Source organism: Kosakonia sp. SMBL-WEM22 (assembly GCF_014490785.1).
In the GTDB taxonomy this organism is placed as follows: Bacteria; Pseudomonadota; Gammaproteobacteria; order Enterobacterales; family Enterobacteriaceae; genus Kosakonia.
The window spans coordinates 4,319,145-4,341,778 of record NZ_CP051488.1 but is presented as its reverse complement, the minus strand read 5'-3'; the positions used below and the strand labels follow the sequence as shown (position 1 = coordinate 4,341,778).

Sequence of the window (22,634 nt, the reverse complement as noted above, 5' to 3'; positions counted from 1 at the left end):
TGCTGTCGGGCTAAATGGTTAATGCCAGTTGCGTACCCTGCGCTATCGCCCGGCGGGCATCCAACTCCATCGCCACGTCGCAGCCGCCAATCAAATGCACTGGCTTACCGGCTTCGCGCAGCGGTTCGGCCAGCTCGCGTCGCGGCTCCTGGCCTGCACAGATCACCACATTATCCACTGCCAGCACCTGCGGCTCGCCGCCGACCAGAATATGCAAACCCTCATCGTCAATCTTCTGGTAGCTCACCGCCGGGATCATCTTCACGCCGCGTGACAGCAGCGTGGCGCGGTGGATCCAGCCGGTAGTTTTCCCCAGCCCATCGCCCGGCTTGCTCGCTTTGCGTTGCAGCATCACAATCTGTCGCGGGCTTTTCGGCAACTGTGGCCCTTCCGGCCGCAGGCCGCCGACCTCATTGAGGCTGGTATCAATTCCCCACTCAACACAGAATTCAGCGATATTCTTGCTGGTCGACTCCCCCGGCTGGCTTAAATAGACCGCGGTATCAAAGCCGATCCCGCCGCAGCCGACGATCGCCACGCGTTCGCCGACCGGCGCTTTATCGCGCAACACCTCGAGATAGTTCAGCACTTTCGGGTGATCAATGCCGTCGATAAGCGGCATGCGCGGCTCAATGCCGCAGGCCAGGATCACCTCATCAAACAGCGTCAGCATACCGGGATCGACGCGTTGGTTCAGGCAGAGCGCAACGCCGGTTTTGTCGATCATGTGCCGGTAGTAACGCAGGGTCTCATAAAACTCCTCTTTACCGGGGATCTGTTTGGCGACGTTAAACTGCCCGCCGATCTCTGCTTGTGCATCAAACAGCGTCACGCTGTGACCGCGCGCGGCGGCATTCACCGCAAAAGCGAGCCCGGCGGGGCCTGCGCCGACCACCGCGAGGTTTTTTTTCTGCTCTGCCGGGTAGATTGGCATCAGCGTTTCATGGCAGGCGCGCGGGTTGACCAGGCAGGAGGTCACTTTGCCGTAAAAGATCTGATCCAGACACGCCTGGTTGCAGCCAATGCAGGTGTTGATCTCCTCTTCCCGGCCGCTCTGCGCTTTGCTTAGCAGCTCCGCATCAGCGAGGAAAGGGCGCGCCATTGACACCATATCCGCATCGTTACGGGCAAGGATCGCTTCGGCCACCTGTGGATCATTAATGCGGTTGGTGGTGATCAGCGGGACGTTGACTTTGCCTTTCAACTTGCGCGTCACCCAGCTAAACGCCCCGCGCGGCACCGGTGTGGCTATGGTGGGGATCCGCGCTTCATGCCAGCCGATCCCGGTATTGATCAGCGTAGCGCCTGCCGCTTCAACGGCCTGCGCCAGCGCGATGGTCTCATCCAGCGTGCCGCCACCCTCCACCAGATCGAGCATCGACAGGCGATAGATCAGGATGAAGTGCTCCCCGACGCGCTCACGGATCGCGCGCACTACTTCGAGTGGAAAACGCATCCGGCGAGCGTAATCACCGCCCCATTCATCTTCACGCTGGTTGGTGCGCGCCGCGAGAAACTGGTTAATCAGATAGCCTTCTGAGCCCATCACCTCAACGCCGTCGTAACCGGCCTGCTGGGCCAGATGCGCGCAGCGGGCGAAATCCTCAATCAGGCTAAGAATCTCATCATGGCTCAGTTCGTGAGGTTTGAAGCGGTTGATAGGAGCCTGAATGGCAGAGGGCGCGACCAGGTTGGGCTGAAAGCTGTAGCGACCAGTATGGAGGATCTGTAGCGCGATTTTCCCCCCCTCCTGATGTACCGCGTCGGTAATGTGGCGATGGTGCGGTAGCTGGCTGATATTGTTCAGCACCGCGGCACCTTCCATTGTTACGCCGGAGAGGGCAGGCGAAATGCCGCCTGTAACTATCAGCGCCACCCCGTGCCGGGCGCGTTCGGCGTAGAAGGCCGCCAGCCGCTCTGCGCCGTCCGGGCGCTCCTCCAGACCGGTGTGCATTGACCCCATCAGCACACGGTTTTTAAGCTGGGTAAAACCCAGATCCAGCGGGGCAAACAGTGACGGGTAGTGGCTCATGCTCTCTTCCAATGTAAAATTATTGTTATGTGGTCGGATGAGTTCTACTGTAGCCGTCGCGACAACAGAAGTGAAAAGCGGGAGCAAATGATTGTGATGGGATTCAAAAAAGCGCGGGCGGAGAAAATGCCGGATGGCGGCTGCGCCTTATCCGGCCTACGGGGAGCTGATTGTAGGCCCGATAAGCGAAGCGCCATCGGGCAGAAGCGCCGGATGGCGGCTAACGCCTTATCCGGCCTACGGGGAGCTGTTTGTAGACCCGATAAGCGAAGCGCCATCGGGCAGGGGTTACACCGGCTCCACTGAAACGCGTAGCGCGGACAGCGCTTCGCCTGCGGCGCGCAGCACCTGTTCGCACTGCTCAATGGTGAGCGTGAGCGGCGGCTCAATACGAATGGTTTTCGCATTGTTGAGCGTACCGGCCACCAGCACGTGCTGGCGGAACATCTGGCTGGCAAAGTTGTACCCCGTCTCGTTATTCACAAACTCCAGCGCCATTAGCATGCCGCGCCCGCGCACATCCTGTACCAGATCGGGATACTGACGCGCCAGCGCACGGAAGCCATCCAGCAGCATGTCGCCTTTCTGCTCCGCCTGCGCCGGCAGGTTCTCTTCCAGCAGCACATTGATGGTCGCCAGCGCCGCCGCACAGGCCAGCGGATTGCCGCCAAAGGTGGTGGTGTGCAGAAACGGGTTATCAAACAGTACCGAGAAGATCTCTTCGGTGGCGATGGTCGCGCCAATCGGCATCACGCCGCCGCCAAGCGCTTTGGCTAAACACATAATGTCCGGCTGCACGTTTTCATGCTCGCAGGCAAACATCCTGCCGGTGCGCCCCATACCGGTTTGCACTTCGTCAAAAATAAGTAGCGCGCCAAACTCATCGCACAACTTACGCACCGCGGGCAGATAGCCCGGCGGAGGCAAAATGACGCCGCCCTCACCCTGAATCGGCTCAAGGATCACTGCCGCAACCTCATCCCCGGTTTTCTCCCCTTCGCAGAGCGCAGTGCGCATGGCGTCGATATCGCCAAACGGTACATGGCGGAAGCCCGGCAGCAGCGGCATAAAGGGTTTACGGAAGGTTGACTTCGCCGTCGCCGAGAGCGAACCAAGCGATTTACCGTGGAACGCGCCGCTGGTGGCGATGAAGGAAAATTTCCCGCGCGGTGACTGATACGCTTTCGCCAGTTTCAGCGCCGCTTCCACGGACTCGGTGCCGCTGTTACTGAAGAAACTATATTTGAGTTTGCCGGGCGCAAGCGCCGCCAGCGTTTTTGCCAGCATCGCCCGTAGCGGGTCGAGAAGCTCCTGGCTGTGCAGAGGTTGTTTGGCGAGTTGGTTCTGTACGGCGGAAACGACAACTGGATTACGGTGCCCCACATTAAAAATACCAAATCCACCCAGGCAATCTAAAAACTCCACTCCCTGAGTGTCGACAAGCGTATTCAGACTGCCTGCTTGCCACTCTACGGCTCCGTAATCCCCGCCGGCTGTAACAGATTTTCGATACTCTAAAAACCCCGGGTTAACATGCTCTTTAAAGTAATCCACTACCTCTCGGTTTAAAGCTTTCATCTCCTCATGATCAAGCGTTCGCTTCTCAATGAGATTCAGGGCGTGAGCGCTGCACGCTAAGGCGGATGCGCTGGAAGGTAACCTGTTCAAAATAAGCTCCAGGAGTCGCGTATCACATGATACTGATTAAAGTATTGCAGGGATTACGCCACTTCGGCGGGGAGCAGTGAAATCGGGATAAACGCCAAGTGAAAGTCAAATTGTACAAGATTTAATCATGCCGCTTAGGCAAAAAATAGGTTACAGCAGTGTTAATAAACGATCGGAGAGAGGGGGAAAAAGCCCTTTGCGCCAAAAAAGTGCGTCGAATGCATGAAAATGGGGCATAAGCGGTAAGCGTGACTAACTGTTTTCAAAGTGAAACTATTAAAATCAATACTTTAACAATCCTATCAAAATCAGGGATTTCTGCCAATTTGCGATCTAAATCAAATTTAACAACTAAAGATAAATTCATTATCGCCGAAATAACATTCGCAATAATTTTTTCACGGCAATATAACCTGCACAGGACGCAATCATGTCTTCTCCTCTTTATGTCAGCCAGCGCAACTTCCCGCTGGACGATGACGCCACGCTGATGTCCACCACTGATACGCAGAGCTACATCACTCACGCTAACGATGCGTTTATTCACGCCAGCGGTTACCACCTTCATGAGTTAAATGGCCAACCCCACAACCTTGTACGCCACCCCGATATGCCGAAAGCGGCATTTGCCGATATGTGGTTCACCCTGAAACAGGGCGAGCCGTGGAGCGGTATTGTGAAAAACCGTCGTAAAAATGGCGATCACTACTGGGTGCGTGCAAATGCTATTCCGATGGTGCGTAACGGTGAAGTGACCGGCTATATGTCGATCCGTACCCGCGCGACGGAGCAGGAGATCGCGGCAGTTGAACCGCTCTATAGTGCATTAAATGAGGGGCGCAGCAAAAAGCGCCTGCATAAAGGGCTGGTGCTGGGTAAAGGTATGCTGGGGAAAATAGCCACGCTTCCGCTGCGCTGGCGGGCGCGCAGCGTCATGGCGCTGCTGTGGGTAGCGCAGCTAGCGGCGCTGTGGTTTACCGGCGCGCATCCTGTATCGATGCTGGTCAGTACAGTGGTAACGTTCCTGGGGGCGCTGGCGTTTGAGTGGCAGATTGTTCGCCCGGTCGAGAATGTGGCGCAGCAGGCGCTGAGTGTAGCGACGAGCGAGCGTAACAGCGTCGATTTCCTTAACCGTAGCGATGAAGTGGGGCTGATCCTGCGCTCTGTCGGACAGCTGGGGCTGATGTGCCGCTGGTTGATTAATGATGTTTCTGGTCAGGTGAGTAGCGTGCTTAACGGCAGCGAAACGCTGGCGAAGGGCAATGATGATTTAAATGAGCGCACGCGCCAGACGGTAGTAAACGTGCAGCAGACTGTGGCGACAATGGGCCAGATGGCCGCGTCGGTTCAGAGCAACTCGGAAACGGCGTCAGCAGCGGATAAGCTCTCCAGCTCCGCCAGTAACGCCGCTGCTCACGGCGGTAAAGCGATGGAAACGGTGGTGAAAACCATGGATGAAATTGCCGACAGCACACAGCGTATCGGCTCTATCACTGCGCTGATTAACGATATTGCTTTCCAGACCAATATCCTGGCGCTGAATGCTGCGGTCGAGGCCGCGCGCGCAGGGGAACAGGGTAAAGGCTTCGCGGTGGTTGCCGGTGAAGTGCGCCACCTGGCAAGCCGCAGCGCTAACGCCGCGAATGATATTCGTAAACTGATTGATGCCAGCGCCAGCAAAGTGCAGTCCGGCTCCGAACAGGTTCACGCAGCTGGGCGGACCATGGACGATATTGTGGCTCAGGTAAAAGATGTCACTGCCTTGATTGCCCAGATCAGCCAGTCTACTTCGGAGCAGGCTACTGGCCTGGCGGATTTGACGCGCGCCGTGGCGGAGCTGGATGCCATTACGCAGAAAAATGCCGGCCTTGTTGAGCAGAGCGCAGAAGTATCGTCAATGGTGAAACAGCGCGCGGGTCGGCTGCAGGACGCCGTTTCCGTTTTACACTAAAAGATATTTAATTAAAAAAACCGCCATCTTTGCTGGCGGTTTTTTTATTTCTACTCATCCATTTTTTTGTTGATGATTTTTTATTAATTGTTAATTTTTTATTAAGTGAAGTCTTTTCAGGCTCGGGTTGAATAAAATAGTTAGCATGAAATTTAATTTCTCATTAACTGTAGTTAACTCCCATTAATATATTACCGGAATAATAAGTTATAGAAACAAATAACGATCAATGACGCCGTATTGATAGTTGATGGCTATCCAGTAAGCAATTAATTTAATAAAAAAACGATCAAACTCATAAAGTTAGCATTTACGTTACCGATAACGTCTGGTGGCGACAGGCATTCCATTCGCGCCGGGGACTTAAGCGTGCCTTCTGAATTAGGGTTCAAGGCTTTTGTCAGCAAGACATTCAAATCCACGGAGAAGATATGTTTTTACATGATGTAAAAATCGGTACGAAATTATTTCTGGCATTCGGATTCTTTATTGTATTAATGGTGGTGAGCTCCTGTTTCTCGCTTTTTAGTCTTAATCGCGCCAATAACGGTATGCAGGAAATTGTACATGAGGATTATCCCACTACCGTAAAAGCAAACCAGCTAATTGATAATTTCCAGACGTTTGTCAGCACGCAACAATTAATGCTGTTAGATACTGACGGCAAATGGTCGGCTAACTCTCAGAAAGAGCTGGCGGCTATCAGCGCGCGTATTACAGCCTTACTGGCAGATTTATCGAAAAACCTGCGCGACGAGCAGTCGCAGCAGATCCTTGCTGACATCCGCACCGTGCGCCAGCAGTACCTCGACTCCCGTTTTCGCATCCTTGATGCCGTAAAGCGTAACGATCGCCCGGCCGCCATCCAGGAGATGATGACCAACACCATCAACGTCCAGAATGCCTATAAAGCGAAGGTGCAGTCGCTGATCGCGATCCAGGATCAGCAGATGCGCGACGCAGGTGATCAGGTGCAGAAAGACTTCGGCTCTAACCGCCTGCTACTGATTGTGCTTGCTGCGATCAGTATTGCTCTTGGCAGCCTGATTGGCGTGGCGATCGCGCGTATGATCACCCGTCCGCTTAGGGAAGCCGTCACTTTTGCTGAAGCGATTGCCGATGGCGACTTAACCCGTTCGATTAACTCTCACCACCGCGATGAAACCGGTACGCTGTTGCGCGCACTGATGGAGATGAAAAATCGTCTGGTAGAGATTGTGCATCAGGTGCAAAACGGTTCTGAAAATATCTCCAGCGCAGCGGCGCAGATTGTTGCCGGTAACCAGGACCTGGCGGCGCGAACGGAAGAGCAGGCGAGTTCCGTTGAGCAGACCGCGGCTTCCATGGAGCAGATCACCGCAACCGTGAAGAACACTGCCGACCACACCTCCGAAGCCTCAACGCTCTCGGCGGATGCCGCGACGGTGGTGAAAAGCAATGGCGAGATGATGATGCAGGTCACTGAGAAGATGCGCGTTATCAATGACACTTCTAACCGCATGTCCGACATCATCAACCTGATTGATGCCATTGCCTTCCAGACCAATATCCTTGCGTTGAACGCCGCGGTAGAAGCGGCGCGTGCCGGTGAGCATGGCCGTGGTTTTGCCGTGGTGGCGGGCGAAGTGCGTCAACTGGCACAAAAAAGCGCCTCATCGGCGAACGATATTCGCCATCTGATTGAGAGTTCGGCCAGCCAGACGCGTGAAGGGATGGCGCTGGTGGAGAGAGCCAGCTCACTGATTAACGGAATGGTGACCAACGTTGAAGAGATGGATGTGATCCTGCGTGAAATCGGCCAGGCGAGCCGCGAGCAGACCGACGGCATTTCGCAGATCAATAGCGCGATTGGCCTGATTGACTCCACCACTCAGCAGAACTCAAGCCTGGTGGAAGAGTCCGTTGCCGCGGCGGCGGCACTGAATGACCAGGCGCTTCATTTGCGCGAACTGGTCAAAGTGTTCCGCCTGCGTGAAGCGCCAATGCAGGCTTAATCCAGCTGAGATATCTCCAGCGCCGCGCGGTCGATAATGCCAATTATCTGTTTAAGCTGCGCGGCGCTAAGCGCTTGCTGATTCACGCGCAAGTCGAGCACGGCTTTAAAATTTGCCAGCGCCCGCTTCATCTGCGGATCTCTGCGCAACTGATAGCCGACGTTACGCCCTTTGATCCGCTCCAGAATCTGCGCCAGCTGCTGCTGGCTCTCATCCAGCCACTGCTGACCATGCCGCGTTATCGCAATCACTCTGCGCCCATTCTCCTCATCGCTGATAGTGATCAACTGCTGGTCGCGCAACAGTTCGAGAGTCGGGTAAATCACCCCGGGGCTGGGGGTGTAGTTTCCCTCGGTCAGCGTTTCAATAGCTTTGATAAGCTCATAGCCATGGCTTGCGCTGTCGCGCAGCAGATGCAGTACCACCAGGCGTAACTCCCCGTGACCAAAAAAGCGCTGGCGACGGCCGCCGTGGCGTTCGTTATCGTGGTTGTCGTGGGAATGGCGCATCTTACTCTCCGTTATTATTAGATATATCTAATATATATCTAAAATAGGGTGTTTTAACAGGCTTGATTGATTTTTGTTGTTTATATTATTGATATATAAATATTAATTTTATCGATTTAGCAGAGTGTGCGTTTAGCTATGGCTATATCTTAAAAAATCTTGCCTTTACCACAAACAACAATCATTATCATTTGCACAAAATTTAGATATATCTATTTCACATTCAGTAGGGCCGATTATGACCACAACTCCTTCACGCTATCCGCAGCGCGTACGCAATGAGCTGCGTTTTCGCCAGTTAACCGTTTTGCGCATTGAGCGGGCAAGCGAGGGCTTTCAACGCGTTGTACTTGGCGGCGAGCAGCTCGATGGCTTTAGTTCACGCGGTTTCGACGACCATACCAAAGTTTTCTTCCCGCAAGCGGGCACGCCTTTTGTTCCGCCAGTGGTAACGGATGAGGGCATAGACTGGGGCGATGGGCCGCGTCCACAGTCGCGCGACTATACGCCGCTCTATGACGCCAGCCGCCATGAACTGACTCTCGATTTTTATATTCACGATGGCGGTGTGGCGAGCACGTGGGCGCTTCACGCGCAGGCCGGCGATCAATTGACCATCGGCGGGCCGCGCGGTTCGCTGGTAGTACCGGAAGATTATGTCTGGCAGCTCTATGTGTGCGATGAGTCAGGTATGCCGGCACTGCGTCGCCGTCTGGAAGCGATAAGCCAGCTCGCGCGGTGCCCGCAGGTGAAGGCGCTGGTGACCATCGACAATGCCGCTTATCAGGACTACCTCGCACACCTGGAGGGTTTTGATATTGAGTATGTGATTGGGCATCAGCCGCAGAGAGTGGCAGAAAAGCTGGCAACGCTAACGGTGCCGGATGAGGACTATTTTATCTGGCTGACCGGGGAGGGGGAGGTGGTGAAAGCGCTGAAGGCGCAGTTTGAAACGGACACCATCGATCAGCAGTGCGTTCGCGCGCAGGCTTACTGGCATAAAAAGTAGCTGCGGCCCGGCAGAGCGCCGGGCGTATATCAGGCCACTTCGTCGTATTCGGCTTCGCTAACCTGCTGCTCAAGGGATTCCCGGATCTCCGCCAGTGCTTTCTCCTGCTGGCGGAAGTAGGTCTCCCGATCGCCAAGGGAAGAGACCAGTTGCCAGGTCTCCTCTTTCTCAAGGGTCATTAGCTCTTCAAGTAAAGTAGCGATGTGCTGCTTCACTTCCACAATACGCTGACGTAAACGCTGCACGTCATTCAGCCTGTCACTGGCCATTAGCGGCTCCAGCCCTTTCTGCAAACGACTGAGCATGGAGCGAATCGCGCTCAGATCGCCGCGCTGACGGGCCTGGTTGAGCTGCACCATCATGCTGTTAGCATCGTTTTTCATCTCGCTGTCAACCAGGTCGGGATGACAGAGTTTACTCGCCTGCCGCCAGAGGCGCTTCAGCTCATGACGCTCCTCTTCCGACATCTTCTGCTCGAAGCTGAACCGTTTTTCCGCATCGTGCTGCTGCTCCTGATAGCTTTCATACTCCTGACGCGCTTCATCGCGCGCCTGGCGCGTCGGCTCCTCTTCACGGGTCAGGCCGCGCTCCAGCTCCTGCGCTTCTGCCAGCAGGGAGGCGATCAGCTCGCTTTGCTGCTGAAGATGTTTACGCGCTTCTGCCGCCTGCATTGAGTGTGGCGGCATACTCTGCCAGCGCTGCGTGAGCGTCACCAGCACGTTCACCGCCTGGGAGAGATATTTCTGGCAGCGCAGATAATCCGCCTCACGGCGACGTGCTTCCGCTTCCTGGCGACGCACCGCGGCTTCAGCCAGCATTTTACGCAGGCGCAGGATCTGCGACATCAGCGGCCCAAGACGGGTTAAGTAGAGATCGTTAAATTCATCCAGCTGCTGAATGCGCGCATTACGCTTATCGATAAGCTCGCGGAGCTGCTCCTCCAGCGCTTTGAGTTCCAGTTTGCTGGCGGCGACCTGCGGATCTTGCCAGCTGACGACCGAGCGCTGGCTCTGGAGCCACGCTGTAATGGCGCGCATCGCATCGCTGTAGTTTTTCTCTTCGAGCGCGTGAACAATAAACGCTAACTCCGGGTCGGTCACTTCCGTTTTCAGCAAAGGAAGCTGGCTGAGGATGATGCTGTCATCCTCCAGTTCAATGGCGTATTTGATGATTTCAAGCCGTTTTATGGGTTTGTTCATGGCGTTTCGTCAAAGCGCTTAATGAGTCTGTTAAGGGGAGTAATTATTCATCAAATCTGGACCACGAAGGCGAAAGTCGCAATAGCCCGGCCTCATATTACATGGGCACATTTCAATGCGTTAGTCTTTCTATGAAAATTGCGCTTATGGCGGCGTAATTCGGCGAGATGTGGGCAAAAATGCCCTTAAAAGGTTAGGTAATGGCCCTGAAAAGCGACTACAAGCCTGTCTGACTGAGGCTGATCTATGTTGGGGGGAAGGAGACTTACGCCTCCCTCAGCACCTGAACTGTCTCTTTCTTGGTGTAGTAGATATTGTTATCAGGAATATCCTTATTAACAAAGGTCATTGCACCAATTTTTACGTTATCTCCGATACTGATATCATCAGAAATAATACAGCAATTGGCACCAACAACGACATCGTTGCCAATCTTAATTCTGTAGTCATCATCTTTCCTGCCCGGTGTTTTAATGCCGATGGTGGTGTTTTGCCGGATCAGAAAGTTTTTGCCGATATCGCAATATAGCGAAACCACAATTCCATTATAATGGGCGATAAAAAGCCCAGGTTGAATTTTGGCTCCAAGTCCAATTTCAGTGTTATATTTTTTCATTAATCTACGATTAAGGTAATGTGCGAGCTTTTTGCACCTTTTTCCTTTTTTATTATGTAGATAGGAGGCTATTCTCCACCAGAAAAGAAAACGACGCTTCGGCTGACGCCAGGCATGTCGGAAGGCTCTTCCCCATGAAAATTTTTTATCTTTCCCGCCAATGACTTCAACTCGCAAACACTCTTTCAGAAAATCCATATTTACCTGGTTGTTCATAACGAAATATTAAATAGATTCGTAGGTTTATTGAGACATTTTAGTTATTATTTTTTTATAAACTAATGGTTGTGAGTATTACAATCTTATATTTTAGAGCGCTCTTTTAATTCAATGATTGTCTTATCAATATTAATAAATAACTTAAAATAACGTATCGAGGAAGTGACTATTAATTTATCGGGAATTTTACCCAGACTATTCTGGATGTCAATGGTAATGTGACAAAGTGTTACGGAAGCCATATGTTGTTTAAGATCTGTTTATCTCGCAGGTTCCAGACGTTTTGCAGGTAAAAATGGCTCATCACGTATAAAACTTCTGCTCTAGCCGAGATTAACATGACATTGAATTTTTGACTGGCAGAAAAGTACGCAAAATGGAGGGTAGAGAGCGGCGCGTTACCCTGATAACCCTTTTACCACATCTTTCCTACTGCAGTGGTTTAGGGTGTACACCGGCGTGATCTTATTTTTATACATCGTGTCGCCTGGAATGCTGTGAAGCACCTGGCGGATGTGCACGGATGGTCACATTGTCGCCAATGGTGATTTTCCCACCCAGAATCGACGAGTTGCAGCCGATATCACCATTATTGCCAGTCTGTTTTATCGCTGTCGGTGCGCAGGCCAATAGTAATCTCCTCACGCTTTGAGTTCTGTATAAGATGTCATCGCAATCTTCCCGTGCAAAACGGTTATTCCAGGTGGTAACTATTTGAAAAAAATTAAAAAGAGCAATCTGGTGATAGTGTACAGAACTATACATTGGTGCGTTGTCGACTAACGCAAGGTCTTTTCCCGATAATCCAAAGCGTAATAAATAGATGCGGGTTGCGGAGCGCGGCAGGTTTAAGTAATGTCTTAGGTCCACTGCAACAATGAGTAATTTCTATGATTCGATATGAACGCGGCGATCTTCTTCATTCTCACTCGGTTGCGCTGGTCAATGCCGTTAATTGTCATGGCGTAATGGGAAAAGGCCTCGCCCTCCAGTTTAAGGAGGCTTTTCCTGAAAACTATAAGATCTACCGGGAAGCCTGCAAGAATGGAACGTTCAAAATTGGATCTATTCTCATCGTAGAGGAGAACAATAAGCTGATCGTCAACTTTCCCACCAAGGATCATTGGCGGCAGAAGTCGCAATATGATTTTATCGCGCGCGGCTTAGTGCAGCTTAAAGAAGAGATTATCAGCCGCGGTATTAACTCCATCTCAATACCGCCTCTTGGATGTGGCCTTGGCGGGTTAGACTGGAAGGTTGTTGAACCGATGATGACTAAAACGCTTGGCGAACTTGAATCTGTTGATATTGTGATTTTTGCACCACCGGCGTGAGACGTATTGAGTAAATACTCACTTTTTTAATTTCTCTCTAAAATTATTAATTTTGCAATATTCCATATCAGTTTATTTGCCCGGTGAGTGACATCACGCCGGGCGAAACCATCTATATAGCCCGAATCCCCACATTTACTTCCGCTTGGCTCTGTGCTCGCCTGAGCAACGACACTCTTGTGGGGCGCATAAAAGAGAATATATTTCTTGAAGATCTTTAGGCTTAACGTTGGTTTGGTCGTGACCCGTTATTCACATCACGCTTAATTATCACAGACATGATCGAGTTGCATATGATTTGAAATGAATGCCATTGCGATTTTTCGCATCAGCCATATCCCTTTCAAAGCTGAAGAGAAGTGTAATGGTGGTTGATTTTTGCACAGGGGGCTTCTCTCGTTAATATCTATGAACCGCTCAAACAGTTTTGTTATATGTTTTGTGCGATTAAGTTAAATCTGAAGATTGTGTTTTTTGTTAAGTCTCTATTCTTAAGGATTTTCTTGTGTTCAGCGTCGCCCAAGGTATGATTTTGCTATCCCGACGCTTACCGGGTGGGCTTTCTGCTTGAAATAAGCCTTTGTGCGGTAAGGTCTCTGATTGAATTTAGCATCGTCAGTAATAACACTACTTGTCGCTACATACAGAACGATCGCAAGCGGCACAGCTTTTATTCCTGTCAGGTGTTGAAACCAGACTTTTTGGTAAGTGCTGGTAATCCTTTTGCTGATGATTTACAGGGTTTAATATGGCGGAATACTCTTCTTCACTCGATGATGAATCCAAAGAATATATTCTCAAGTCGCTTGAGGAAATGCGGCGAAAATTGTTGGATTTGACCTCGCGAAACAGGTTACTGAATTTTCCAATTAATCAAAAACACTCTTCGCTGCGTATCATCAACGCACTGCCAGATCAGCTTTTTCAAACCCTCAAATCAGAACAGGTCATGCAGTTCGCTCCTGTTCCGGATCCAACCAAAGCGCAGTTACAGCAATTTGGCTATCTGGATAAAAATGTACCTTCAGCCGAAGAAAAGGTCACAAAACCGCTGCCTGATGCGAGAACGTGGGCGGGTAAGCTGGGGCTCAATACAGACTATGATTTACTCCGCGGTGCTCAAGATACTCTTTCCCTGGAGGATCATGAGCTGGTTGTTAAGGCGCGCAATCTCATTCTTCTCCATCTAAAGGAAAACGGCGGCTCTTTGGCTGGCATCAGAAATACGCAGGCTAAATCTGGCCTTCCTGCTGAACGTCTGGATTCGCTACTTATCCGCCTTGGCTACAAAGATATTGCTGAGTTTGAGCTCGATGCGAAAGCGGGCAAGCCGTTGCGTAAGCCAGTCGTGCAGGAGCCTGAGCCGAATATTGATATACAGACGCTTTATTACCCGGCCGATTTGGAAGCTGTACTGCGCTCTATCCACGGTAAGGCGCAGGTGGCGATTGAAGAGACCGGCGCGGGGATTCTCTATCTCTCCCTTGGCTTTCTTGAATGGTATGAAAGTGATGATTCAGATAAGCCCCGGCTTGCTCCGCTCTTTACCGTTCCTGTAACGCTTGAGAAAGGTAAACTCGATCCACAAGCGGGGCTTTACCGCTATCACCTGCGTTATACCGGGGAAGATATTATCCCTAACCTGTCGTTGCAGGAGAAATTGCAGGCTGATTTTGGTTTTGCATTGCCAGGGTTGGATGAGGAGACGTTACCGGAAACCTATTTTCAGCACATTCAGGCTATTACCGAAACGAATAAGCCGCGTTGGAAAGTGCGTCGCTATGGGGCGTTGAGCTTATTAAACTTCAGCAAAATGCTGATGTATCTCGATCTGGACCCAGAGCGCTGGCCGCAGGGTGATAAAAACTTACTGAATCACGAAGTGATCAAACGTCTTTTTACTTCCCAGACGGGGGATCATGCCAGCTCAGAAAGCTTATCCAGCGAATATCACATCGATACTTTTGATAACATTCATCAGCAATTTCCGCTTATTTTTGATGCCGATAGCTCGCAGCATAGCGCATTAATTGATGCGGTTAATGGCGAAAATATGGTTATCGAAGGGCCTCCAGGCACGGGCAAATCACAAACCATTACTAACCTGATTGCCGCAGCGATGCTTAATGGCAAGAAAGTGCTTTTCGTTGCGGAAAAACTTGCGGCGTTAGAGGTCGTTAAACACCGGCTCGATAAAGCAGGGCTGGGTGATTTTTGTCTTGAGCTGCACAGCCATAAATCACATAAGCGTAAGGTGTTAGAGGACATCCAGAAACGTTTGCATAATCCGACATTGCAGAAAATGCCGGCGCAAATCGATGCCGAGATCTCACGCTATGAAGAGTTGAAGAACCAGTTAAACAGCTATGCTCAGGAAATTAATGAGACCTGGAAGCTTACCGGGCTGACAATTCACCAAATTTTGACCGGCGCGACGCGGTATCGACGCGAGCTGGGCATCGATCCCACACTACTCCATATAGAAAACCTGTCGGGGCAAAAATTGGATCGCGTGGCGCAGCTTAGACTGCGTGACCAGATCAAAGAGTTTAAAGACGTTGTCGTGGAGTTTCGCCAGCAGGTCGGCCAGCAGGCGGAACTGTGGGAACACCCCTGGTATGGCGTTAATAATACTGATATCCAGCTTTTCGACAGTGAACGCGTTGTTTCGCTGCTTAAAGAGTGGAATGAGGCGCTAATAGCATGGCAGCAGACACTTGCAGGTTTTCTCACCACATATTCGATTACCGCTGCGCATCATGACGAATTGAGCTGGCAAACGCAGCTAGTGGCTCTGAGCGACCAACTCCCGGAACTTCCTGCAGAAGCCGATTTCCAGGCTTATACCCGGCTTGATAGCAACAAAATTGAGCGTCTGAAAAGCTGGCTGCATGATTTCAATGCCGTTCAGGCGGATTACCATCAGGTGGCTGGCGATTTAATGCCTGAAAAATTGCGTCTTCTCGAAGAGGGTAATCCAGTTCCCGACTTCCCGGATATCACCAAAATCTTTGGTCTGGATGGTGTAACAACGCTTGCGGATGTGGTTCTCCTGATTCGTGGTTTAACGCAGTTGCATACTGCTTTTGCTTCTGACAAAGAGCATCTCTCCCCATTACTGGAATCATTGCCTTCTGCTGTTGCTGATAGATTCTCAATGACACCTGCGGGTCTGCAGCAGATAGCCACCTTCATTCATGTCGCCTCCACATTGCCAATTGAGTTGGTGAGATACAGAGATGACAGATTTGATGATGAGGGAATTGAGCCACACATTAAAGATCTCAGCCAGCGGCTGGCCTCGCTGCATGCACTGCGCGACCAACTCAAGACGCGTTTTACGCTCAATAAAGTGGCAGACAGTGAACAGTTAAAAACGATCGAAAACATCCTGCACAACTCGGGCCTGTTTAGCTGGTTAAGCGGCTCATGGAGAGAGGCGAAAAACACGCTGATCGGCTTATCCAGCGAACCTAATGCAAAATGGAAAATGCTGTATGACGAACTGCCGATCCTCCGCCAGTATGTGCAGGAACGCGATGAGTTTGAGGCGTGCAATTTTGAGCAGATCTTTGGCGAGCTCTATCGAGGGCTGGAGACCGATCCGAGCCAGCTAAGACAGATTCGTGAGTGGTACGGCGAAGTACGCAGCGTCTGGGGAATTGGCTTCGGTGCTAATGTTGCCATTGGTGGCGCGCTATTGACGCTTGATAGCCAGATTCTCAAGGGGATACAACAACTCAAGCAGCAGGGTGTTGATGCGCAAATTACTCAACATCTTGATAAGTTAAAAAGTTACGAGCAGACTTTTGCCTCAGCACACTTCGCCCCTGAAGATGAACAAATCCTTGCCGGCGAGAAGAGTATCTTACTGCCACTTATAGAGAAACTGACCGATGCACTGACGCCCATTCAGCAATGGTTCAGCACTGAGCAGCTTGCGCTGAATACGGTAAATGAAAAGATCGCCGTGTTGCAGCAGATACATAACAGACAGGCTCGTTTAGGCGACGATCGGTTACCTTGCAATATTTTTGCAGCGGCGGCTCCCCTCACATTTGGCGCAGATAAAGATAATGCGCACTCTCTTAAGATCATGAGCAACACCCTTACTTTTGCAGAACAGATGGGTGAAAACGTCCATGATGCTGATTTGGTTGCAGCCATCCAACGGTTACCCGGCGCAGATGAGTACCGCGATCTGCAGCACTATCTTCGCGCTCTTCAGCAGAAATGGCAGTTGCAAACCGAGCATCAGAGGAACTTTGCGCAGGAGACGCAGCTTAATAGCGAGCAGTGGCATCAACGGTGTGAAAATCGCCTCTCTGCTTTAATCGCCTGTAACGAAGAGGCGATTGCTAAGCCACGCTGGCTTAATGGCTGGCTTAACTTTATTCGAATCTCTCTGGATATTGAAAATAGCGGGCTGCAGCGTATTCGTGACGCAATCATGAGCCATACGCTGACTATTGAGGATATCGATACTGGTCTGGAAGTGGCTATTTTCGATCAGCTCGCCCGTGAAATCGCCACTGAACGTCCGCATCTCCTTCGGGTATCAGGTAATAGCCGTAGCGCGATGCAAAAAACATTTCGTGACTATGACCGTGCGCTACAGCGCTTGCAGCGTGAGCGCATCGCGGCAGTGATTGCGAGCAATCCCGTTCCTCAGGGGGCATCTGGAGGACGGAAAGCCGACTATACCGAAATGGCGCTTATCCTGAATGAGACGGGTAAGAAGATGCGTCATATTCCGATTCGCCAACTGATTAACCGCGCCGGTCGTGCGCTGCTTCAATTAAAGCCCTGCTTTATGATGGGACCAATGTCGGCAGCTAATTATCTTCAGCCTGGCGATATCGAATTTGATCTTGTAGTAATGGACGAAGCCTCACAGGTTAAGCCGGAAGATGCGTTGGGCGTTATCGCGCGCGGTAAGCAAATCATCGTGGTGGGTGACCCGAAACAGCTGCCGCCAACGAGCTTCTTTGACCGCGCGGGTATCGATGATGACGATGATGACACGGCTGCTGTCAGCCAAACGGACAGCATCCTTGATGCCTCATTACCTCTGTTTAAGATGCGCCGTTTGAGATGGCACTACCGTTCTCAGCATGAAAGCCTGATCGCCTACTCCAATCGCCATTTTTATAACAGCGATTTAGTGGTGTTCCCTTCGCCGAATGCCCATGCTCCTGAGTATGGCGTTAAATTTAGCTTCGTTAAAAATGGCCGCTTCATTAACCAGCACAATATTGAAGAGGCGCGCGTTATTGCGAAGGCTGTGGCTTTACATGCGACCAATTCGCCTGACGAATCCTTAGGCATCGTGGCAATGAACTCAAAGCAGCGTGAACAGATTGAGCGGTCAATTGATGAAATATGCCGTGAAGATACGCAAGCTGAGGCCGCGATTGATCGCTTAAGAATGAAGAGCGATGCGCTGTTTGTTAAGAACCTTGAGAACGTTCAGGGTGATGAGCGCGATGTTATCTTTATCTCCTTCACTTATGGGCCGGGCGAGGCCGATGGCAAAGTGTACCAACGCTTTGGTCCGATCAACTCTGATGTTGGCTGGCGTCGCCTGAACGTACTGTTCACACGCTCAAAAAAACGGATGCATGTATTCAGCTCCATGCGCTCGGAGGATATCCAGGTAACAGAGACATCTAAGCGCGGAGTGCAGGCGCTACGCGGCTTTCTGCACTTTGCTGAAAAAGGCAATATGGACGGTCTTGCACACCACACGGGTAAAGCGCCGGACAGTGATTTCGAAGTCTCTGTGATTACAGCGCTGGAAAATGCCGGTTTCCGCTGTGAACCCCAGGTGGGTGTCGCCGGGTTCTTTATTGATATCGCGGTGCGCGATCCCGGTAAGCAGGGGCGCTATTTAATGGGAATTGAGTGTGATGGTGCGACGTATCACTCGGCTAAATCAGCTCGTGACAGGGATCGCCTGCGTCAGGATGTGCTGGAGGGGTTAGGGTGGAGGATCCGGCGTATCTGGTCCACAGATTGGTTCAGCAATCCTGATGAGATTCTGGAGCCTATCATTCGCGAGTTAAACCGGTTAAAAACTACGGTTGCGGAAGAGGAGTACTCTGAGGAGCAAGCTATCGCACAGCTCGTTTTTGCAGGGCAAACGGCAAGTAATAACATTGCAGATTTTAGCGATCATAATGAGCCACTCAGGTTACGCCTTGAACGATTCGCCCGCGAGGTCATAGACGTAGAGTGCCCCTATATTGCCGATGAGAGCAAGTTGCTGCGTCCTGCAATGATTGAAGCATTGGTCGAGCATCAACCGCTTTCCCGCTCTGAATTTGTGGAGCGCATTCCGAAGTATCTGCGTGAGGCCACAGAAAGCAAGATGAGTAAAACCTATCTGGATAGGGTATTGGCGATTATTGATGGGGATGAGTTCGCTTAAGCAGAATTTTTAATACTTATCAGTTAATTGATATCAGGGGTTACGTTTTACGTGACCCCTTAGCATTCAGTACCACCGGTTATATTTGAGATAGAAAAATGAAACGATGATAAACCATACAAATGTAAGCACTCCGGAGTAGTCAGGGATAAATCGAATAAACAAAAATGCACCTGCCAATATAAGAGCAATGGGCACTAAGTGAGAGTGCGCACCCCATAGAAACAAGAGAATTTTTTTCATCTTTTAAAAACCTCAGGCAACGCATCGCTAATTGCTATTCATTAATTCCGCCTCGAAATAACTATAGCGGCATTAATGTACTTTGATGAAAACGCGTTGACCATTCTGATATGTGATGACTGAAAGTTACCGCTGCCGATCATCAACTTCACAAGGGTTAAAAGCTGAGCAAGTTTACTGCTTTTCTCGGCATAAGCAAATCTCTTATCATTTATGACTTCGATCTTTATCTATTCCCTCGCGGCCAGCGTGCCGATAGTGATCGTACGGTATCAAACATCAATCATGATTGATTATGCGATCCGCGTCAGGCCTGGCACTTTAAATGGTTGCATGCTGTTTGCATATAACTTAAAAGGATTTTCTAAGCGTAAAGGTTATACTCTTTTTGACGCAACGCTATTTTTGTGAAGACGTAGGTCGATCTAATCCGCCATACTGTAATCTTTACCGATAAATAATTTATCAGCACTATCAATAGAGGCAAGGAAGTTAATGAAGAAAAGCAGCAGGATAACAATATATATTTTAGTAGTAATTATTTTTTTTCTAATAATCCCGGAAATAGTGATACGTGTATTGACCCCTGAGCAGCTTGCGCGACTGAGTGACTTTACGAGCCTGGGCGGGCTCTTTAGTCATCTCCTCTCGATACTGATTTTTCTTGGTTTGACATCTGTTTTGCTTGGGGTACTTACCATTTTCATGGCCAAAAAAATCTACCGTTATTTATCCCGCTCCCGCAGTTGAGCGATATTTATCAAAGGTGCCCGCTGCTTTCGAACCCTTTGTATGCATGCGGCGCATTACTCTGCATAGGGAAGAATATTTTCGAGTACCGATCGGAGCCTGTACTGGTAAGAGCCCATTAGCTCAATGCACCGGTATTACCGGTATTGGAAGCAGCATGCGAAGCGCTGCATCTGGTCTGTCGTCACTACTTTTGCCCCAGAGCCAGCACAAGTCTCTTCCTGTGAATCTGTAGATGGTTTACTTTCTTGTGGATAACTTGCTTGAGCCTAACTTATGTATAATCCCGGTTATCCAATACAGTGCAAAGGGATACAGAATGAAATCTGCAAAATCCTCGAAAAATAGCGTTTCGAAGAAAATATGGATACATGCAGTAGATATGTTTGATGCTTTTGTTAGAGGGATCTTATCTATCGCGGCTTTTACTTGCCTTTTTATCTTTGATGGGTGGTTACATAAGATAGGTGGCTTTTTAGGTTGTTTTGCGTTGATATGCCTGATTATCTATCTCTCAGATAAGCTTAAGGGAAGCGATGCATAAGGCTTTTTTATAATCGACCTAAAATCTGAGTGCTATTGTTTGCCAAAAATGGAGCCTTATGCCCCTCGATTGCAAAGAACTAAAAACGAAATCTGCAAAATCCTCCCTCCCTAAATTTTGCAAATTCATCGGATTGCAGTCTGCCAGTTGGGTTGAAGGAATATCGACCTGCATTTGTTCCTTTGCTGCTTTCGGTAGTCTGTTTGTTTTGGATGGCTGGTATAAGCTAGCTGGATTTATCGGGTTCTTTATCCTGGCCTATTTAATCGCGTGGTTAATGGACGTGCTGAAAGGCGAAGCGTAAAAGCAGCAATATATCGTCACGATACATTCACCAAAGGGGTTGCGTTTAGACGTAACCCCTTTTGCTTTGTAATGGAGTCCTCAAAACTTCGTGCGACACTTTTGCGACACTCGGTGTTTAGTGAACAAAAAAGCCACTCTATCGAGTGGCTTAATTATATGATTTAAAAGCCAAAATTTGGTGGACCCTGTTGGGTTTGAACCAACGACCAAGCGATTTGGACTGACCCCGCCCCGGTAGACGATCCTGCCCTATAGTGTGAGCACAGGAGGAGCGTATGGGCACACCGCGATTTACACCTCAATTTAAGGGAGAAGCCGTCCGTCAGATAACGGAACGCGGTTATTCCGTCGTCGAAGTTTCTGACCGGCTGGGCGTTTCAGCACACAGTCTCTATAAGCGGTTGTGGGCTATCAAACCCGATAACAGCGAGCAGCATGCCCGTGATTAACTGGAAGCAAAAAGCGGGATCCTGAAGCTCAGGGCCCACTGAAGCGCACTGAGGAAGAACGGGACATTCTGAAAAAGGCCGCGCGGTACTTTGCAAGGGAGCCCGACTGAAGTACCGCTTTATCAATCAACACCGCACTGTATGGGGTGCCATGACGATGTGTCGGGTGTTGTGCGTTGCTGGCTGGTCGATGAAGCCCACTCTCTCTCGCGAACTCGCGCTGGACGCTCTGATGATGGCCGTGTGCGTCGAAAACCGGACGGCGAGGTTATCGTACATAGCGATCAGGGCAGCCAGTACGGCAGTGACGACTGGCAGCGCTTCTGCCGGGCCAATAACCTGGCGCCGAGCATGAGCAGGCGTGGCAACTGCCGGGGTAATGCGGTGGCCGAATCGTTCTTCAGTTCGCTGAAAAAAGAGCGGATCAGAAAGCGCATATATAAAACCCGGGATCTGGCCCGGGCGGATATCTTCGATTACATTGAAGTGTTCTACAACCGGGCCCAGCGCCACAGTCATCTCGGCGGCGTCAGTCCGGAGGCCTTCGAACAGGCCTCATCGTGAGGACAGAGTTTGTCTACGGGCATGGGGTCGGTCCAGGTATCAATAGTAATACTGAAAAAATTACTATTGATACGCTATTACAATGGTTATCTAAATAATATGCAATTAAGTTAAGTCAGATATTGATAACTTTTTTCAATTTCTTTTTTGTTAAATTGTGCGATTTTTTTATTGATATAAACATCTATAAGTGCTCCAGAGCCAAAAAACAACATCCATAAACCGGATAAAAGTAATACAGTTGCAAAAGCGATGTTTGCCCATATAATTTTTGTTAAGCGGAGTGGTAGCGCCCCGTCTTTATTTTCATCGGAAAGTATTTGGCAGATATATTCTTTTGTTTCGCCTTTTATACTATTTACTTTATCGAGGAGGTCAGGGTGATTACAGGTTTCTAAAGTTATTTCCCATTCTTTATTGTTACCTGTATTTTTAGCTAGTCCTGACCTTATAATAAAGGTGTCATGTGTTTTAGCGTAATCTTCCTTCACTTGATATAAATTATCATTAGTGAAAATAGAGAATGAAAGCCAGACTATACCAATAGCAATTGCAATTAGTAAGGTGCCAAGCCCAAAGAATATTGTTTTTTCTAAGGGTGAGTATATTTTTGTATTCCTTTTATTGTTTGATACGCTTAATCTTATTAGGGCAGGATTAAGATCTAATTCTTCAACTAAAAATTCCTCACCTTTTTTTACACTATTAAGCCATGAGTACAGATGTTTAATTATACCCGCCAGTAAAGTAAAAATAAAACCGCCAATCGCCGTAGCAAGAAATGCGTTTAACTGTGTTATTAACATGACCTGTCCTT

The 22,634-nt window shown here is 49.9% G+C and carries 15 protein-coding genes; 9 read left to right on the top strand and 6 right to left on the bottom strand.

Features of this window, described 5'->3' with window-relative positions:
• Nucleotides 1-10: 10 nt before the first annotated feature.
• Nucleotides 11-2,032 carry an NADPH-dependent 2,4-dienoyl-CoA reductase gene (locus tag HF650_RS20805; RefSeq protein ID WP_187800197.1) on the bottom strand — a complete coding sequence of 674 codons (2,022 nt, stop codon included), beginning with the start codon at nt 2,030-2,032 and terminating at the stop codon, nt 11-13.
• A gap of 288 nt (nt 2,033-2,320) precedes the next feature.
• Nucleotides 2,321-3,700 (bottom strand): putrescine aminotransferase, encoded by a 1,380-nt coding sequence (ygjG, locus tag HF650_RS20800; protein ID WP_187800196.1) that lies wholly within the window; start codon nt 3,698-3,700, stop codon nt 2,321-2,323.
• Between the two features lie 430 nt (nt 3,701-4,130).
• On the opposite strand from ygjG, the gene HF650_RS20795 reads away from it, so the two are divergent.
• Together HF650_RS20795 and HF650_RS20790 are read left to right on the top strand one after the other, a co-directional pair.
• A complete protein-coding gene (locus HF650_RS20795; protein WP_187800195.1) occupies nt 4,131-5,651 on the top strand; it encodes a PAS domain-containing methyl-accepting chemotaxis protein in 1,521 nt (506 codons plus the stop codon).
• A gap of 431 nt (nt 5,652-6,082) precedes the next feature.
• Complete coding sequence (locus HF650_RS20790; protein ID WP_187800194.1) at nt 6,083-7,645, top strand: methyl-accepting chemotaxis protein; 1,563 nt, start codon at nt 6,083-6,085, stop codon at nt 7,643-7,645.
• Here the strand turns inward: HF650_RS20790 and HF650_RS20785 are convergent.
• A complete protein-coding gene (locus HF650_RS20785) occupies nt 7,642-8,154 on the bottom strand; it encodes a PadR family transcriptional regulator (protein WP_187800193.1) in 513 nt (170 codons plus the stop codon). The two genes, HF650_RS20790 and HF650_RS20785, sit on opposite strands and share 4 nt — an antisense overlap.
• A 238-nt stretch (nt 8,155-8,392) precedes the next feature.
• Here HF650_RS20785 and HF650_RS20780 point away from each other — a divergent pair, with 238 nt between their 5' ends.
• Nucleotides 8,393-9,163, top strand: coding sequence for a siderophore-interacting protein (locus HF650_RS20780; protein WP_187800192.1), 771 nt, complete (start codon nt 8,393-8,395; stop codon nt 9,161-9,163).
• A 29-nt stretch (nt 9,164-9,192) separates the two neighbouring features.
• Here HF650_RS20780 and HF650_RS20775 read toward each other — a convergent pair whose 3' ends face one another.
• Both HF650_RS20775 and HF650_RS20770 read right to left on the bottom strand, forming a co-directional pair.
• Nucleotides 9,193-10,362, bottom strand: a complete 1,170-nt coding sequence (locus tag HF650_RS20775; protein ID WP_187800191.1) for a DNA repair protein — start codon at nt 10,360-10,362, stop codon at nt 9,193-9,195.
• A 265-nt stretch (nt 10,363-10,627) separates the two neighbouring features.
• A complete protein-coding gene (locus HF650_RS20770; protein WP_223284227.1) occupies nt 10,628-11,176 on the bottom strand; it encodes a DapH/DapD/GlmU-related protein in 549 nt (182 codons plus the stop codon).
• 911 nt (nt 11,177-12,087) lie between these two features.
• On the opposite strand from HF650_RS20770, the gene HF650_RS20765 reads away from it, so the two are divergent.
• From HF650_RS20765 to HF650_RS25420, 6 genes are all read left to right on the top strand, one after another.
• Nucleotides 12,088-12,531 carry a macro domain-containing protein gene (locus tag HF650_RS20765; RefSeq protein ID WP_187800189.1) on the top strand — a complete coding sequence of 148 codons (444 nt, stop codon included), beginning with the start codon at nt 12,088-12,090 and terminating at the stop codon, nt 12,529-12,531.
• Nucleotides 12,532-13,279: 748 nt separating this feature from the next.
• On the top strand, nt 13,280-18,961 hold the full coding sequence (gene hhe / locus HF650_RS20760) for a DUF4011 domain-containing anti-phage protein Hhe (RefSeq protein ID WP_187800188.1): 5,682 nt from the start codon (nt 13,280-13,282) through the stop codon (nt 18,959-18,961).
• Nucleotides 18,962-20,273: 1,312 nt separating this feature from the next.
• A complete protein-coding gene (locus HF650_RS20755; RefSeq protein WP_187800187.1) occupies nt 20,274-20,498 on the top strand; it encodes a hypothetical protein in 225 nt (74 codons plus the stop codon).
• Between the two features lie 58 nt (nt 20,499-20,556).
• Entirely contained in the window at nt 20,557-20,802 is a 246-nt protein-coding gene (locus tag HF650_RS20750) for a hypothetical protein (protein WP_187800186.1), read from the top strand.
• A gap of 277 nt (nt 20,803-21,079) precedes the next feature.
• Nucleotides 21,080-21,253: a transposase gene (locus HF650_RS25425; protein WP_223284226.1), complete on the top strand. Its 174-nt coding sequence runs from the start codon at nt 21,080-21,082 to the stop codon at nt 21,251-21,253.
• Between the two features lie 90 nt (nt 21,254-21,343).
• The gene (locus HF650_RS25420; protein ID WP_223284225.1) at nt 21,344-21,817 is read left to right on the top strand and encodes an IS3 family transposase; all 474 of its coding nucleotides are present in this window, start codon (nt 21,344-21,346) and stop codon (nt 21,815-21,817) included.
• Between the two features lie 110 nt (nt 21,818-21,927).
• On the opposite strand, the gene HF650_RS20740 is transcribed toward HF650_RS25420, so the two are convergent.
• Nucleotides 21,928-22,623, bottom strand: coding sequence for a hypothetical protein (locus HF650_RS20740; RefSeq protein WP_187800185.1), 696 nt, complete (start codon nt 22,621-22,623; stop codon nt 21,928-21,930).
• Nucleotides 22,624-22,634 lie beyond the last annotated feature (11 nt).

Bases quoted from the DNA above. Each gene is read 5' to 3' on its own strand.
- HF650_RS20805 (WP_187800197.1), bottom strand. From the start codon at position 2,032: ATGAGCCACTACCCGTCACTGTTTGCCCCGCTGGATCTGGGTTTTACC.
- HF650_RS20795 (WP_187800195.1), top strand. From the start codon at position 4,131: ATGTCTTCTCCTCTTTATGTCAGCCAGCGCAACTTCCCGCTGGACGAT.
- HF650_RS20790 (WP_187800194.1), top strand. From the start codon at position 6,083: ATGTTTTTACATGATGTAAAAATCGGTACGAAATTATTTCTGGCATTC.
- HF650_RS20785 (WP_187800193.1), bottom strand. From the start codon at position 8,154: ATGCGCCATTCCCACGACAACCACGATAACGAACGCCACGGCGGCCGT.
- HF650_RS20780 (WP_187800192.1), top strand. From the start codon at position 8,393: ATGACCACAACTCCTTCACGCTATCCGCAGCGCGTACGCAATGAGCTG.
- HF650_RS20775 (WP_187800191.1), bottom strand. From the start codon at position 10,362: ATGAACAAACCCATAAAACGGCTTGAAATCATCAAATACGCCATTGAA.
- HF650_RS20770 (WP_223284227.1), bottom strand. From the start codon at position 11,176: ATGGATTTTCTGAAAGAGTGTTTGCGAGTTGAAGTCATTGGCGGGAAA.
- HF650_RS20765 (WP_187800189.1), top strand. From the start codon at position 12,088: ATGATTCGATATGAACGCGGCGATCTTCTTCATTCTCACTCGGTTGCG.
- hhe (WP_187800188.1), top strand. From the start codon at position 13,280: ATGGCGGAATACTCTTCTTCACTCGATGATGAATCCAAAGAATATATT.
- HF650_RS20755 (WP_187800187.1), top strand. From the start codon at position 20,274: ATGAAATCTGCAAAATCCTCGAAAAATAGCGTTTCGAAGAAAATATGG.
- HF650_RS20750 (WP_187800186.1), top strand. From the start codon at position 20,557: ATGCCCCTCGATTGCAAAGAACTAAAAACGAAATCTGCAAAATCCTCC.
- HF650_RS25425 (WP_223284226.1), top strand. From the start codon at position 21,080: ATGGGCACACCGCGATTTACACCTCAATTTAAGGGAGAAGCCGTCCGT.
- HF650_RS20740 (WP_187800185.1), bottom strand. From the start codon at position 22,623: ATGTTAATAACACAGTTAAACGCATTTCTTGCTACGGCGATTGGCGGT.